14 protein-coding genes and 1 tRNA gene are annotated in these 15,175 nt (G+C 37.9%); 6 read left to right on the top strand and 9 right to left on the bottom strand.

What is annotated here, in order from left to right:
- Positions 1 to 66 precede the first annotated feature (66 nt).
- The 6 genes from I6L31_RS01485 to I6L31_RS01510 form a co-directional block, all read right to left on the bottom strand.
- A complete protein-coding gene (locus tag I6L31_RS01485) occupies positions 67 to 1,158 on the bottom strand; it encodes a 3-deoxy-7-phosphoheptulonate synthase (protein WP_034697849.1) in 1,092 nt (363 codons plus the stop codon).
- A gap of 126 nt (positions 1,159 to 1,284) precedes the next feature.
- Complete coding sequence (locus tag I6L31_RS01490; protein ID WP_005004015.1) at positions 1,285 to 2,166, bottom strand: sulfite exporter TauE/SafE family protein; 882 nt, start codon at positions 2,164 to 2,166, stop codon at positions 1,285 to 1,287.
- 143 nt (positions 2,167 to 2,309) lie between these two features.
- On the bottom strand, positions 2,310 to 2,627 hold the full coding sequence (locus I6L31_RS01495) for a hypothetical protein (protein WP_004989378.1): 318 nt from the start codon (positions 2,625 to 2,627) through the stop codon (positions 2,310 to 2,312).
- Positions 2,624 to 4,183, bottom strand: a complete 1,560-nt coding sequence (locus I6L31_RS01500) for a PepSY-associated TM helix domain-containing protein (protein ID WP_005004017.1) — start codon at positions 4,181 to 4,183, stop codon at positions 2,624 to 2,626. Before I6L31_RS01500 ends, I6L31_RS01495 begins: the two co-directional genes overlap by 4 nt.
- A 3-nt stretch (positions 4,184 to 4,186) precedes the next feature.
- Complete coding sequence (locus I6L31_RS01505) at positions 4,187 to 4,480, bottom strand: hypothetical protein (RefSeq protein ID WP_004989376.1); 294 nt, start codon at positions 4,478 to 4,480, stop codon at positions 4,187 to 4,189.
- 63 nt (positions 4,481 to 4,543) lie between these two features.
- Entirely contained in the window at positions 4,544 to 6,706 is a 2,163-nt protein-coding gene (locus tag I6L31_RS01510) for a TonB-dependent siderophore receptor (RefSeq protein WP_005004019.1), read from the bottom strand.
- A gap of 229 nt (positions 6,707 to 6,935) precedes the next feature.
- On the opposite strand from I6L31_RS01510, the gene lpxB reads away from it, so the two are divergent.
- Positions 6,936 to 8,111 (top strand): lipid-A-disaccharide synthase, encoded by a 1,176-nt coding sequence (gene lpxB, locus I6L31_RS01515; RefSeq protein WP_004989370.1) that lies wholly within the window; start codon positions 6,936 to 6,938, stop codon positions 8,109 to 8,111.
- A gap of 51 nt (positions 8,112 to 8,162) precedes the next feature.
- Here the strand turns inward: lpxB and I6L31_RS01520 are convergent, their stop codons facing one another.
- Positions 8,163 to 9,032 (bottom strand): DUF2797 domain-containing protein, encoded by an 870-nt coding sequence (locus tag I6L31_RS01520; RefSeq protein ID WP_004989367.1) that lies wholly within the window; start codon positions 9,030 to 9,032, stop codon positions 8,163 to 8,165.
- A 33-nt stretch (positions 9,033 to 9,065) separates the two neighbouring features.
- Between I6L31_RS01520 and I6L31_RS01525 the strand changes: the two genes are divergently transcribed.
- Both I6L31_RS01525 and I6L31_RS01530 read left to right on the top strand, forming a co-directional pair.
- Positions 9,066 to 9,527 carry a DUF6231 family protein gene (locus I6L31_RS01525; protein ID WP_004989364.1) on the top strand — a complete coding sequence of 154 codons (462 nt, stop codon included), beginning with the start codon at positions 9,066 to 9,068 and terminating at the stop codon, positions 9,525 to 9,527.
- Between the two features lie 105 nt (positions 9,528 to 9,632).
- Positions 9,633 to 10,289 (top strand): YidB family protein, encoded by a 657-nt coding sequence (locus I6L31_RS01530; RefSeq protein ID WP_005004020.1) that lies wholly within the window; start codon positions 9,633 to 9,635, stop codon positions 10,287 to 10,289.
- A gap of 39 nt (positions 10,290 to 10,328) precedes the next feature.
- Here the strand turns inward: I6L31_RS01530 and I6L31_RS01535 are convergent, their stop codons facing one another.
- Both I6L31_RS01535 and I6L31_RS01540 read right to left on the bottom strand, forming a co-directional pair.
- Positions 10,329 to 11,489, bottom strand: a complete 1,161-nt coding sequence (locus I6L31_RS01535) for a DUF6670 family protein (protein ID WP_005004021.1) — start codon at positions 11,487 to 11,489, stop codon at positions 10,329 to 10,331.
- 108 nt (positions 11,490 to 11,597) lie between these two features.
- On the bottom strand, positions 11,598 to 12,485 hold the full coding sequence (locus tag I6L31_RS01540; RefSeq protein WP_005004023.1) for an ATP-binding protein: 888 nt from the start codon (positions 12,483 to 12,485) through the stop codon (positions 11,598 to 11,600).
- Positions 12,486 to 12,645: 160 nt separating this feature from the next.
- Here I6L31_RS01540 and I6L31_RS01545 point away from each other — a divergent pair, with 160 nt between their 5' ends.
- The 3 genes from I6L31_RS01545 to I6L31_RS01555 all read left to right on the top strand — a co-directional run bounded on the left by I6L31_RS01545 (position 12,646) and on the right by I6L31_RS01555 (position 15,131).
- Entirely contained in the window at positions 12,646 to 14,151 is a 1,506-nt protein-coding gene (locus I6L31_RS01545) for a DUF3336 domain-containing protein (protein ID WP_005004025.1), read from the top strand.
- The gene (locus tag I6L31_RS01550) at positions 14,152 to 14,943 is read left to right on the top strand and encodes a protein kinase domain-containing protein (RefSeq protein ID WP_005004029.1); all 792 of its coding nucleotides are present in this window, start codon (positions 14,152 to 14,154) and stop codon (positions 14,941 to 14,943) included. It abuts the gene before it with no gap.
- Between the two features lie 103 nt (positions 14,944 to 15,046).
- Positions 15,047 to 15,131 (top strand) — tRNA-Leu (locus I6L31_RS01555).
- Positions 15,132 to 15,175: the final 44 nt, after the last annotated feature.

The raw sequence follows: 15,175 nt of genomic DNA on the forward strand, positions 1-15,175 counted from the left end.
CTTGAATCAGATGAATATAAAAAAACCCTTAATAATTAAGGGTTTTTTATTCAATGGTTGCTCAAATTAGCGTTTTGGAAGCAACTCTTTAAGTTTCTCATGCATTTCGAGTAAAACTTGTTCCGTAGTATCCCAATCAATACAGCCATCGGTTACAGATTTACCGTATTCAAGATCACATAAGTTTTCAGGAATATCTTGGCGACCACCTTTTAAATGGCTCTCTACCATCACACCCACAATGGACTTGTTTCCGTCATTGATTTGTTCAACCACATTACGTAATACCAATGGTTGCAGGTAAGGGTCTTTATTTGAGTTGGCATGACTGGCATCAATCATAATTTTGTTACTAACTTTGGCTTTAGCCAAAGCCGTTTCAGCTTCCGCTACAGAACCCGCATCATAATTTGGTTTACCATTTCCACCGCGCAACACCACATGCGCATATGGATTGCCACTGGTACGAATCACAGAAACCTGTCCATTTTCATTGAGACCAAGAAAGCTATGACCATGCTTAACCGATTGCATTGCATTGGTCGCAACTGTTAAACCACCGTCTGTCCCATTTTTAAAACCGACTGGAGAAGATAAGCCCGATGACATTTCACGATGCGTCTGGCTTTCGGTAGTACGTGCGCCAATTGCAGACCAGGAAATAAGATCTTGATAATACTGTGGTGAGTTAGGATCAAGTGCTTCGGTTGCGCATGGCAAACCTTTTTGGTTTAACTCAAGTAATAATTGACGACCAATACGTAGACCTTTCTCAATATTAAAAGAGTCATTCATATCTGGATCGTTAATTAGTCCTTTCCATCCTACTGTGGTACGTGGTTTTTCAAAATAAACACGCATCACGATGTAAAGTGTATCTTTTACTTTTTCACTCAAAGCTTTTAAACGATCAGCATATTCATGTGCAGCTTTTGGGTCATGAATAGAACAAGGGCCAATCACAACAAAAACACGGTTGTCGGTACCATCTAAAATATTACGGATGGTTTCGCGGCCTTTGAGAACGGTTTGATACGCATCTTCAGTCAATGGCAGTTCAGACTTTAATTCTGCTGGTGTTACAAGAGGGTGGATGCTTTTAATATTAACGTCGTCGATATCTGGCTGAGAGACTGGATTAGACTGTAGAGTATTCATTGCTGTCACTGATTCGATCATTGCTTAGGGTTATCTGTTTAACGAATATACCATGAAATAAGCGGTATCTGACTATATTTACAACGGATTAATCATTTAAAAAAAACGATTAATCCGTTAGATAGCTTATTTTGTGGTGGTTTTTTCGGCAGAAACAGGTTGAGTGATGGCAGGCTTTTCAACAGGTTTGGCTTTAACAGGATGAACAATAAAGTTCACACCCAGTGCAAATAGCGTAACCCCCAAGACCTTACGGATAATTTTTTCAGGTAAACGTGAGCTAATTAAAGTTCCGATTATGATCGCAGGAATTGAACCTACTAATAACCACATGAGTAAGTGAAAATCGACATTACCCGCACTCATATGACTCAAACCAGCCACCAAAGTTAACAGTACGGCATGTACCACATCTGAACCAATAATTCGAATCATCGGCAGATTAGGAAACATAATAATCAGTGCCATGATACCAAAAGCACCAGCACCGACCGATGATAACGTGACAAACACACCCAAAATAATGCCCATGATTATAATATAAATGCGTTTAGTTTCAGAAATAGTGTCATGTGCGATTTGTTCTGGAAGTTCTTTTTTCTTACGCAAACCCATAAAAAACTTTTCAATCGTGGCGCGAAAAATAATTGAAATACCAGTCAGGGTGAGCATGAAGCCCAACACCATAGTTAAAACCATTTTATAGTGCGAGGACTGACTTAAATAATGTTCGAGCACCCATGCGGTAGCAAAAGAAGCAGGAATACTACCTACTGCCAGCCAGATGACAATCGGCCAGACAATATTGAGTTTTTTGGCATGTACCAGAGAACCGCAAAATTTGGAAATTGCGGCATAGAGTAAGTCTGTACCAATTGCGATATGAGGTTCAATTCTAAAAAGACTGATTAAGATAGGGGTCATTAACGAACCGCCACCTACGCCAGTGATACCCACACAGAAACCAACCAGTACGCCTGCTAATATAAACTCAAGAGGACCAAACATGAATAAATCAGCCAAATATAAAAAACCTGCATATCTTATGACTTTTTAAGATAAAGGATTGTGAATAATAATGCTTTGCTTATGCAAAAAAACGCTAAAGACATGTTTAGCGTTTCACAAATCAGCAAGTTAAGATTGGCAAATTAAATTTTATGTACTCTGGATGACTGGTTGCGCTTATCGGCTTTGGGTTTTAAGTCATTGAGATACAATATAAGTGCAAAAACTAAAGGAGTAGCAAACAGCCACCAACTGACAAAGCCAATAGAAGTGCCATAAGCCGCAATAAACAAACTTCCTGCAATCAAAAATAAAAGGCATGCGAAGAGACGAAGGATATTGATATGCTGGGTCATAAAATGTAATTTAGATTTTTTGGTTTTTTCAATCTGTTTACTGCTCAGCACATATAAAATATACATGCCGAACACGATCAAAAAGACACCTAATACAATACTCATGAGGCATTTACCTCAGGATTAGCAAGCGCTAACTTCTTTTCAAGCTTTTCTCGGGATTTGGTTTGTATCGGATGAATATTTCGCACAATAAATAATCCCAAACCAGCAAATAGAACAAAGACAATATCGACTCTTAAAAATAGCCAGTAACTTCTTAAGTCTGTAATCAGATGGTTTTGGATTAAATAAATCACATTGAAAAAAGGCAGGGCGATAGCCAAAAGGATAAAAATGCTGAGTTGTGAACGCCATAGCCAGTGTTTTTTTGTAAAGATTGCCAAGATAAAACTAGCCAGCCAGACAATAAAAAAGGTATAGATTTCATAGTTAGGCATTGCAGGCTGTAATTCGATAAAACGATTACTATAGAGATAAGCCAGCATAGAAATTGGTAAACCTACAAAAGTAGCAACATTTAGCCGATCGACCAAGTAATGTCCAAAATGAAATGCATGTGTTTTATTTTGAATTTGACGTTTCAGGCTCCAGAGTAACAACCCAGAAGCAATCATAAAGCAGCCTAAAATACCTGAAAAGAAGAAGGCAAGGCGTAATAATGGTTGGGCAAAAGTCGCCATGTGTAAACCATATACCCCAAAACTTAATGTAGCAATCGAACTATCATTTCGTGTGGCAGCCAATTGTTTTCCTGTCGTTGCGTCAAAGGTAATTTGTGGTTTATTGCCTGTAATGGAATGATCTTCAGTTTGACTAATCGTAATTTGGGCTTGATTAGTATTGGGTTTATCCGCCGTAATGGAATCGATTTCTTTATTTCCCCATTGAGTTTGTGCTTTGGCAAGCAGAACTTCGAGAGGTAAATTTTGCATGTCTGTTGGGGGTTGTTTATTTTCTATGACATTGGTGCGAATTTCTTTAAAGAATTGAAAAGAGTTCTCTGGATAAAGTTTTTTCATTCCAAATGGTAAATAGATATAAAAGAAAATTGCTAAACCAGTAAAGGTAATCATCAAGAAAAATGGTAGAGCAATGACGGATGAAACATTATGAAAATCTAGCCATGAACGCTGCGACTTAAAAGTCCTGAGCGTAAAGAAATCGGTAATGATTTTTTTATGGGTAATGATCCCTGAAATCAGCGCAATCAACATAATAAATGCTGCTATACAGACGATGATCCGACCAATAATGACGGGAAAACCAAAAAGTTGATAATGAAAGGTATAAAAGAAATCGCCACCTTGCGTGGCAGAAAGACTGAGCTCTTTGCCTGTAGTGGCATCGAGTGTTTTACTTTCATAGCCACCATCTGCTTTTTGCCAATAAATATTCGTGACAGGAGACTGTTCAGATGCAACACCGATATACCAAGTTTTAGCCCCGACGGCATGTTCTTGCAAATATTGATAGGCTGTTTTAATCGCAGTTTCTTGGTTGACATCATATTGAGCAAGCTTAGGTTGCATCCATAAATTAATTTCATGACGATAATAGGAGGCTGTCCCCATTACAAAAATAGCAAATAGTAACCACCCTAATAGTAATCCTGTCCAAGAGTGTAACCATGCCATCGACTGTCGAATACTCTTATGCATGATTTAGCCTAATCCTAATGTCAGAAAAATACAGATGCCACTCACCACAACACTATAAATGGTCAGTTTTAATAAAGATTGAACGCAAAATGCGATGATGACAAAAACGGCATAAAATAAAATAGCGCAAAAAGCAGCTAAATAAACAGAGTCAGCTTTTGGCATCATCATATTAAAAATATAAGCCAAAGCCATACTAAAAAAAGCAGTGCATACAAAACCGATAATAAAGGCAATTACAAAGCGATAGAACACTGTAAATCGGTAAGTAATGGAAAGTGACTGTGTTTTACTCATAATGGCTTGCTTCTTTTAAAATGCTTAAGCCAAGCCTTGTACTAAAGACTTGGCTTAATAGACTTAGTATTTAAATTTTACAGCAACGGTATAGTTGGCAGGTTCACCATAAAAAGCTTGCCCATCTGGAAAACTATTTAGATATTTTTTATCTGTAATATTATTTCCATTGGCTTGCAAACTAATATGCTCATTCACATCATAACTAGCCATTAGGTCTACCAAAGCATAGGCATTTTGTTTGATCAGATTTGAATCACCTAAACTTACATCATAGAGTTTGATTGAATCTTGCCAACGTAAACCCGCTCCAATTTTTAATTTTGGTAAAACTGGAACAGTATAAGTTGCGAGTAAATTTAACGTTTGAGATGGATTATAGGTACGAGCTTCTCCACCATTCTTTTTGTCTTTAATGCTGAACTGCGCATAACCAAAAGATAAATTCACGTTATCTGTAATTTGTCCTGCTAAACCAACTTCGACACCTTGCGAATCTAAATCACTGGTTAAGACTTTCCGATTGAGTGGATTGCCATCGGAACTTCTTAATGGATAATTATTTTGTTCGGTTTTAAAGACAGCGAGTGTTCCAGTTAGTTTATTATCCAACCAAGAGCTCTTCATACCAACTTCGTAACTTTTCCCTTCAACGGCTTTCAATGCTTGGTTCGTGGTTTCATCAACCCCTGTTTGAGGCCTAAAAATAGAGGTATAACTTGCATAGCCCGTATATTCAGGAGTGAAGTTATAAGTAATCCCTGCATATGGAGAAAACTTATCTTTATCATATGACATGTCTGAGCCATAGCTATTACCATTACTTTCAGCTTGTACATAATTACCGCCTAATAATAATTTTAAATCATCTGTAAGATGCAAACGTGTAGCAGCGTAGAATGAATCAATTTTCTGTTTGTAATTTGCAGCATCTGAAAAATCTGACCACGTCACAGATTGAGGAGTCCAACTTGCCCAGTTTGTTGTAAGTTGGCGCAAATATCCTAGTGAATTATCATTATTGATATTAGAGTCGTTAATAAAACCACTGGATTGTTGATCATGTTGTTTATTTTCTACGTGATTGTAACCTAGAGCAGCTTCATGTTCCTGACCAAAAAGTGCATAACTCCCTTGTAAGTCAAAATTGAATAAATTCTGCTCGTTTCTCTCTTTGCCGCCCCAAGCTGTTAAAGATACATCGCTGCCTTGTACCGTTGGGCTTCCGTAATAGTAAAGTAATCTACTGTCATGTTCAGTTTTCGTATAGTTATAAGTGAGCTTAGCTGTCCATTTTTCTCCAAGTTTTTGCTTAAGCTCTGCAAATGCTTCTTGGGTTTTATGATCCCAATGCGTCCAATTTGGATTTGGATTATATGAACGGCTATAGGAAATTTGCTGACCATTATTATCTAAAAGTGGTAAAGCTCCCCAGTTGTTGGCATTTGGATTATTCTGCTGTTCGCTATAACCTACTGTTAGTGTAGTAGTGTCAGTTAAATCAGCATCTAAGATTCCTGCAAAACCATTTTTTTCAGACGAATACCGATCTAAATAAGAGTCGCCAGTCTGCTCAAAACCCATGATTCGACCGCGTACACGACCATCTTTAGTTAAAGATCCAGATACGTCTGCTTCATAACGCTGTGTATCCCAAGAACCATAACTGATTCCAGCATTGGCTTGAAATTCTTTAGTCGGGCGTTTTCGAATATTATCAATCGTGGCACTTGGATCACCGAAAGCATTGGTAAGTGCATCAGCACCTTTAATTACTTCGACTCGATCATAAAAATAAGTATCTGGATTGGTGTTGTTATAATTGTAATTCGAAAGTGGGAAACCTACGCCATCAGTCAAAATGTTTGATATTTCAAAACCGCGAGACATGTAGGTGGTACGTTCAGTTTCTTGATTCGAAACTGTGACGCCAGGAGTATTTTCAAGAACTTTACGCGTTGAGTTTAAATTAAAGTCATTCATTTGCTGACGAGTGACAACATTGATGGTCTGAGGTGTTTCCTGAGCATCAATATTAAGCTTGGTTGCACTGCTACTTTTTTTGATGATGTAGGATTTAGTCTGTTCTGAACTTTGATTACCAGAAGCATCCGCCTGAAGTTCGATCACAGGTAGAGTTGTATCTTCTGCATGCGCAAGATGCACTTGGAAGATCGCTAGAGTGATCAATGATAACTTAAATAAAAGTGGGTTGGATGTGGTCATGAGATAAAGTAATGTGAATAATTCTCATTTATTTTATTATTTAGCTAAATGCTCTACAATCTTCTTGTCATCGTTAATTGTGATAATCATCATATTTCTAAATGTAATTTTAGATAAACTTATGTAACAAATACACGAACACAAATAGAAAAAAATGCGGAATTTCTTGATTATAAAACCTATATGTTAGTATAGAACCCGCTATAAACTTGATGCAGGACGTTTGCAATTGTCTACACGAAAACTAAAAATTGGCATTGTGGTTGGGGAAGTTTCAGGTGATACCTTAGGCGTAAAACTGATGCAAAGTTTTCGTGAGCAGGGCATTGATGCTGAATTTGAAGGTATAGGTGGCCCGCAAATGATTGCGGAAGGATTTAAAAGCTATTATCCGATGGAAATATTATCGGTGATGGGGATCGTTGAAGTTTTAAAAGACCTGAAAAAGTTATTTGCAGTACGCGATGGATTGGTCGAACTCTGGACAGCGCAACCCGTAGATGTATTTATTGGGATCGACGCACCAGATTTTAATTTAAGACTTTCTAAAACAATGAAAGAAAAAAACTTACCAATCAAAACGGTACAGTATGTCAGTCCATCGGTATGGGCATGGCGACAAGGACGAGTACATGGCATCAAGAAAACCATTGATTTGGTTTTATGCCTATTTCCATTTGAAAAGAATTTTTATCAACAATACGGTGTGCCAGCAGCTTTTGTGGGGCATCCATTGGCAAAGCAACTTCCTTTAAATAATTCAGTTCAAGATGCAAAGCGAAATTTGGGACTTGATCCTGAGAAAACCTATATTGCCTTGCTACCGGGTAGTCGTCGGGGCGAAGTGGAACGGCTGTTACCTTTAGTATTAGGTTCAGCCCAGATCTTATCTACAAAATATCCAAATGTTGAATACTTGATCCCTGCAATTAATGATGCCCGCAAGACTCAAATAGAAAGTAGCGTTGCGCAATGTGATCCAGCTTTGATTGCAAAATTACATATTCTTGAAAATAGCGATACTGAATCAAACGTTGGTCGGATGGTGATGAGTGCCAGTGATATTGTGGCTTTGGCTTCGGGTACAGCAACCTTAGAGGCGATGCTGTTACATCGACCAATGGTGACTTTCTATAAGCTCAATACGTTGACTTATTTTATTGCCAAGCTTTTGGTCAAAATTCCATATTACTCTTTACCCAATATCATTGCAGGTAAAAAAGTCATTGAAGAGTTGATTCAAAAACAAGCCACGCCTGAACGCTTGGCACAGGAAATTGAATCACTCATGAATATAGAAAAATCTCAGATTCAGGTGATGCAACATCTTTCGATGCATAAAAGACTCATTTCTGGTGATACTGAAGATCCCGTTCAAGCAATTTTAAGCTTAGTAGATCATTAAACATAAAAAATGGAGCAATGATTGCTCCATTTTTCTTGAGAAGGGCAGGTTTTAAGCGCGTAGAATCAACTCGTAACCTGTGTATTTACGTACATTGATTACGCCCATATCAAAAATTAAATATTGCCCTTTGATTCCGTGCAGAACACCACGAATTTTAGGCGTTTTATCTAGGTTTAATGATTTAATTTTTTCTGGATATTGTTCCACAGGATAGACAAACTCACGTGGCTGTTCATTCTCTAGCAATTCAACAGATTCATTAAACTCAAGATTTTGCCCAAATTCTTCACGAATGCTTTGAATTTTTGGCGCAAATTCTTCAATAATTTGATCACGCTGTTCAAGCAGGTTTAAGGGTTCAGCTTCACCTTTTAATAGTTTGCGCCAGTCAGTTTTGTCTGCGATTTGCGTACCAAATAAAATTTCGAGTTGGCCTGATAAGCGTCGTGAGCCAACTTTTAAAATCGGCAGTGCTTGGGTTGCTCCCTGATCTAGCCAACGTGTGGGCATATGGCTGACTCGGGTAATCCCAACTTTAAGTGCGCTAGAGTTTGCCAGATAAACAATATGTGGCTGAAAGCAAACCTTATGTGCAAAATCATCTTCACGGCAAGTCCCAAGATGATAATGACAGGTTTCTGGCTTCATAATGCAAAGATCACATTCAGCTTTGGTTTTAAAACATTTAAAGCAATGACCTTGTGAATAGGATTTCGGAGTTTTAGCACCGCAAGAGGTACAATAAATATTTCCTGTCCATTCAATCTCAACTTCTTGACCCGGAACGAAAGGGAGGTCAATTTCTGAACGGTCTAATATAAATTTGTATTCAACATTTGCCTTGCTTGCTTGCTGATCAGTTACACTACAGTCTTTAAGCGCTGCGTGCATTTTATGACAAATGCCTTGTAGTTCCATCGATTTAAACTCACATCAAAAAAGGTTGCAGTTATGGCTGAATTAAATGTCATCACTTCTATGCTAGACGATTTATCAAGTGAACAGCCCATACACACTGCACTCTGTATAGGTCAAAATATTGACCAGAATAGCGCAATCCAGTGGCACTATTTTAACGTAAATGAGTTTTTAAATCTGCCTTTTAGTCAGCGTTATGATCTGGGTTTTGTGGTTTTTGATACAGCATTGATGCGTGATATTTCAGAAATTCAAAAGTCTCAAATGCTAGTCAAATTACGTGATTTGATGGCAAAAAGAATCGTGGTGGTGAGTCAACGTCAGGATGAAAAATTACTTCGTGCTCTAGGTTTCACGCAATTGATTGATAAGACTTCACATGAGGCGGATTTTGCGTTGTGGCAGTTTAATATTTTAACCTATAAGCACGTACCTGACTGGTTTAACTCAAAATTTTGGGCAAATCCTGACAACTGGGATAAGTTTCGCTGGTAATTTAGAAGGGTCGTTGATCTTGCAAAAATAAACAATTTGTCTTTTGGAAACTATCTAAAAACTAGTCTATGCTGAAGATGGAATGTTTTTCAGGATAAACATAAGATGACGGATTTAACTAATATTGTTGAGATGCTAGCCAAACAGGCAATGGGCGGTCAACAATCTTCTCAAGGCGGTCTGGGTGGTATTTTAGGTTCGGTTTTGGGTCAATTAGGTGCAAACCAACAGACTCAAAATCAGGGCAATACTCAAACTCAAAATACGGACGCTGGACTCGGTGGCATTTTGGGTTCGGTACTGAATCAATTTGGTGTTGGAGCGAATAATCCGGCTTCAAGCAACCAAGGTTCAATCAATCAAAGTTCAAGTAATAGCTCTGGTGGTTCAACACAGGCATTATTGATTGCAGTCGTACCTTTGATTTTGGCTTGGATTCAGCAACAGGGTGGTTTACAGGGCGCTTTGGATAAACTTAGAAATATAGGTTTGGGTTCTCAAGTGCAAAGTTGGGTTGACCCTGAACAAAGTAATAATCATGTAGCTCCTCAAAATGTGCAGGAATTATTTGATGATCAGCAGGTCGAGCAAGTTGCTGAACAAACACAAGTTCCTAAGCAAGATATTTATGGAGCTATTTCATCTGTATTGCCTCAGATTATTAATTCATTGACCCCACAGGGCGATCAAACCAATCCGCAAGAAGCCAATCAAGATATTCAAAATGTACTGAATATCGTTTCAGGATTTTTAAAGAGATAAAACACAAGGCTTTCAAGCTATTTGCCTGAAAGCCTTTATTTATATGATCGGGATGCTTTGCTGAGGTTGTGTTAATCCTGAAATATCATCGGGATAAGGGCAGATCTCGGTTTGTTCAACTACATCGATATATTCTAAATAACCCTGACCATATCGATGACATGAATATAAATGATCAATGGCTTCAAACTCAAAAGCCGCGGCATAGCCTAGTCCAACGCCATACTGAAACGTACTACTGATTTTGGCTTTAATCATTAAATAGGGTTCTTGGTTTTGATTGAATATTTTCCATTCAAAGCTTTTGGGTAAAAGAGTATATTGCCCAAAAGGTGACAAGGTCGGTTTGTCTTGATACTCAGCAATACTAAACTCAACATTATCATAGACTTCGCATAGACCACTTTTATGCCTGATATAGGCTTTATAGCTCATCGATTTTGCAGCCACGTCAATTTTAGATAGAATCAGTTGGCTCTGGTCATCCAAGTTGATAATTTGATAAGTCACAAAATTTACTGGAACTTTATCTGCTAGAGATAGTGGGTGAGGGAGCAAACTATGTGGCGTCGCTGCTCTTGCAAATTCAAATGTTCCTGTACCAGAAACAGGATAGCGTTCACCTTGAATATGAAAAAATCCTTCATAGTGCATCACTAAACTTAGATCATCATATAAAGGAGTTTTCATCATCCATGAGCTTTGACGACTCACATCAATCTTGAATTGAAGTTCGATACCTTGAAAATGTGCTTTTAACTGAAATTCTGGATAATGACCTTCAATTAAAAGCTCACGACCAAATAACATTTTATTTGAAGTATGTACTACCTCATCACCATCTAAAGCATAGTGTTGCAACAATGCTGAAGATTCAAAAGCGGTACTCATAAAAACCGTGGCATTTTTCCTCGGAGGAGTATGCTGTAACTCATCCTGATCATAGCAAAGTAAACCTGTTGTACCTAAAATCGCCGAGATATTTAGATACTGTAATGGCGAAGGAAGATGAGGAAAGTTAAATCCATAACGGGTACATGAATAAAAAGGATGATCAAAATACGGTTGGATCATGGCATCTTGTTGGAAAAATTGACGTGAAAAAGTTGTGGAATGATCTACTAATGGAGTGAGGTGATGTAGAGTTTTTGCCAATAGTTCGGCACGGGGAGATAATTTGGGAAGAGAGAAAAGATTCATAAAAATAGCCTGTCTAGTTATAAGTTATACTGTTCAGTGTATAAATCTTTAAACGACAGGCTACAGACCTTATTGAGTCACTTTTAAGTCAGTTAAGGACACAATTTACTATGAATTGTCTGACAATTTTTGCTGTAATTGCTCAGCACCAATCCAGTGTTTAGAAAATTGATAAGCAGCACGTCCTGAACGTTGTCCACGTAATTGACACCATCTTAGGCTTTCGGCACGAACTTCATCGTTATACTCTAGCCCTGATTTTTTGATGTAATGTTCAACAATTTCAAGATATAAGACCTGATTCATTGGATAAAATGAAAGCCATAAACCAAAGCGATCTGATAATGAAATTTTCTCTTCAATGGCTTCTTGTGGATGCAATTCGGTGTACTGCGGAACATCTACTTTGGTAACTGGTGTATTCTCATGCATAAATTCTGGCAGAAGGTGGCGACGGTTACTGGTCGCATAGATAATAAAATTAGTTGAACCTGATTGGAGTGAACCATCCAGAACACTCTTTAGGCTACGATAGTTTTCATCTTCTGCATTAAATGCCAAGTCGTCACAGTAAACGATAAATTTTTCAGGACGATCTTGAATGATTTTTTGAATGAGTGGTAAATCAGAGAGATCATCACGTTCAATTTCAATCAAACGAAGTCCACGATCTGCATACTGTGTTAATAACGCTCTAACAATCGAGGATTTCCCTGTCCCTCTCGAGCCTGTCAGTAAAATATCATTGGCAGGTAAACCTTCAAGAAATTGCAATGTATTTTGGATAATCTTTTGTTTTTGTTTATCAATTCCGAGCAAATCTTCCAGATACATTTGCTTGGGTTGATAAATGGGTTTGAGCTGATGATGATGCCATTTAAAGGCTGGGGCATTAAAATCAGGCTCTTGATGAACCTCTGGCAAAGTTTGATGAAGTTGTTTTAACACCAAAGAAAGGGTTTCAATCAGATGATCTGGGAGTTCAAAGTTTGCCATTATGATTCCTTTGTAGTCATTGCCACAAGATGATACAGACTCTTGTGTGATGTTTCAAAGTAAACCTCTATAACCTAGAGTCGAACATTTTAGCAATTGACCCTAAGCTGTTCAGCTTGCATAGTGCATAAAATAATCCAGAATTAGGATTTGACTTGATATGTTTGAAACACTTCAACAGGATATGAATTTACATCAGCGACATCGTGTAAAAAAATTGAAATATCAATTAAAAAATGCCGAATCTTATGATGAGTGGAAAACTGTCGCCTTAAAATTGGATGAAGAAACAGGGGCGCAAGAATGGAAATATGATAACAGTTCGCCCTATTTCAATGCTGAAGTTATTTCCTATCGGCTTAACTTATTATGCAAATATCGTACTCAGCAAAGAGTACTGGATGCACTTTATTTATTGCAAGAAGGCTTGACCCACGACATTGCAAATATTGGGCATCCGATGCTCTTTACAGCAACTTATCTGGGGACTAAACAATTAATTGTCGATTATGTGGAAGAGGTCAGTCATTGTCTGAGATTCATTGCGATTAGTACCTGTCAGACACTTACCCTTAAACAAAAGATTAATTTTTTTGAAAACTGTCAAAAAGCCTATGGTCAGCCCGCTTTAATGTTTTCTGGCGGTGCAACACTGGGTTTGTTTCATTCTGGAGTTTGTAAAGCGTTAGTTGAACAAGACCTATTGCCAAAAGTGTTATCAGGATCAAGTGCAGGCGCAATTATGGCGGGGATGCTTGGCACTTCTTCGATTGGCGATATTCCTGAAATTCTGAAAGGGCAGAAGTTCTTCACTGAAGCCTTTCATTTTAGAAAATTAAGTGACATTGCAAAAGGGAATGGGGGATTGGCAGATGTTAAGTATTTAAAAAACTTTTTAATTGAAAATCTGGGTGATTTAACTTTTGCAGAAGCCTATAAGAAATCAGGCTTACATACCAATGTGGCAGTGGCACCTTATGATGCTTCACAGAATCCACGGATTATGAATGGATATACCGCGCCTAATTTACTGGTTTGGAGTGCTGTCTTGGCATCTTGTGCGGTTCCTGTTTTATTCCCGCCAATCCGTTTAACCAGTAAACGCTACGATGGTGTTCATACTCCTTATATGGCCAATGCAAAATGGGTGGATGGAAGTGTTCGTAGTGATTTTCCTCAAGAAAAAATGGCGCGTTTATATAATCTGAACTATACCATTGCCAGTCAGGTCAATCCCCATGTCGTGCCATTTATGCAAAGTGATCAATCGCGTTATCGTAAGGATTTACTCAGTTGGCCGCAAAGAATTTTACGTCGTCAGGCGAAAGTGGTGGCAATGGGCTTCATGGACTTTACTCGTGAACGCTTAGGTCGTGTACAACCAGTACGCCGTTTATTGGATCATGGTTATGGTATCGTTGGGCAGCGCTATTATGGCGATGTCAATATTATTGGTCGCTTTAACCTGCGTAATTATAGTTATATGCTGCAAAATCCTCGTCCCGAATTATTTAAACTGTTGCAGCAAGAAGGTGAGAGAGCCACATGGCCCAAAATTTCCTCAATAGAAATTCATGCCCGTATTGGAAAGACCATTCAGCATTGTTTAGAAATGTTGTATTTTCAAGAAACGCAGCATTTGACTAAAGAAAGTGTTAAAAAATAAATGCTGGAACAGTTTGATCAATTGTGTTTAAAGACCAAAGCTAAAAGTATGGCGCTTGGGCGTCGTCTTTATACTTTTAAATCTCAAGGAAAAACCTATTGGCTTAAGCTACAGTTACAAGATTCTCATGCAACCAGCAAAGCAGGATTTGAACATGAGCTCAGCTTTTATCAAAAGCAAGGTTCTTATGATTTTGTACTGCCTGTACAATTTCTCGAAATCGATGATTTTTTTCAAGAAGAATTATATAAGTGGGGAATGGTACTACCGCATGCCGATCCTTATTTTACGGATCATCAGATCTCTTTAATGACTTTGTCGCAAACTAAGCAATATATTGATAAGGCGCTAAAGAGTTTAGCGAACATGCATGCTTCTGGCTGGATACACGGTGATTTAAAAACTGAACATTTTGCAAAATATCAAGAACATGTCTATCTCATCGATTTTGAGCAGTCTCAGCAAATAAATGCTAAAAATGCTTTAACCATGACAGCAACACCTCATTATATGGCGCCAGAGTTATTTCATGGTAGTCCCAAAACTATTCAAAGTGATTTATACGCTATAGGCGTTATTTTATATGAGTGGCTCACAACACAACGATTCACTGCACGTAGTTATCAAGATTGGGCAATTTTACATTGCCAACAACTCAACATAGAGCTACCTGAAAATAAACAATGTTTTTTTCCCTTACTCAATGGCTTATTAAACAAGCAGCAAAACTTACGATTTCATGATGTAAATCAAGCTTTAAAAGTACTTAACTTAACAAAAATGTCGATATAATAAACATAAGTTTTTGATTTGTTTTTTATTTAATCAACCAATTGGTTTTTTTATAAAAAATACTTGTCACAATCCAACCTTCTCTATAATATACACAGCCATCGGGGGCGTGGCGAAATTGGTAGACGCACTGGATTTAGGTTCCAGCGCCGCAAGGTGTAAGAGTTCGAGTCTCTTCGCCCCCACCATTTTAAGCAAGATAAAGCTTTGCTTAATTATAGTGAGAAGTAAA

Source organism: Acinetobacter septicus (assembly GCF_019355975.1).
GTDB classification, from domain to species: domain Bacteria; phylum Pseudomonadota; class Gammaproteobacteria; order Pseudomonadales; family Moraxellaceae; genus Acinetobacter; species Acinetobacter ursingii.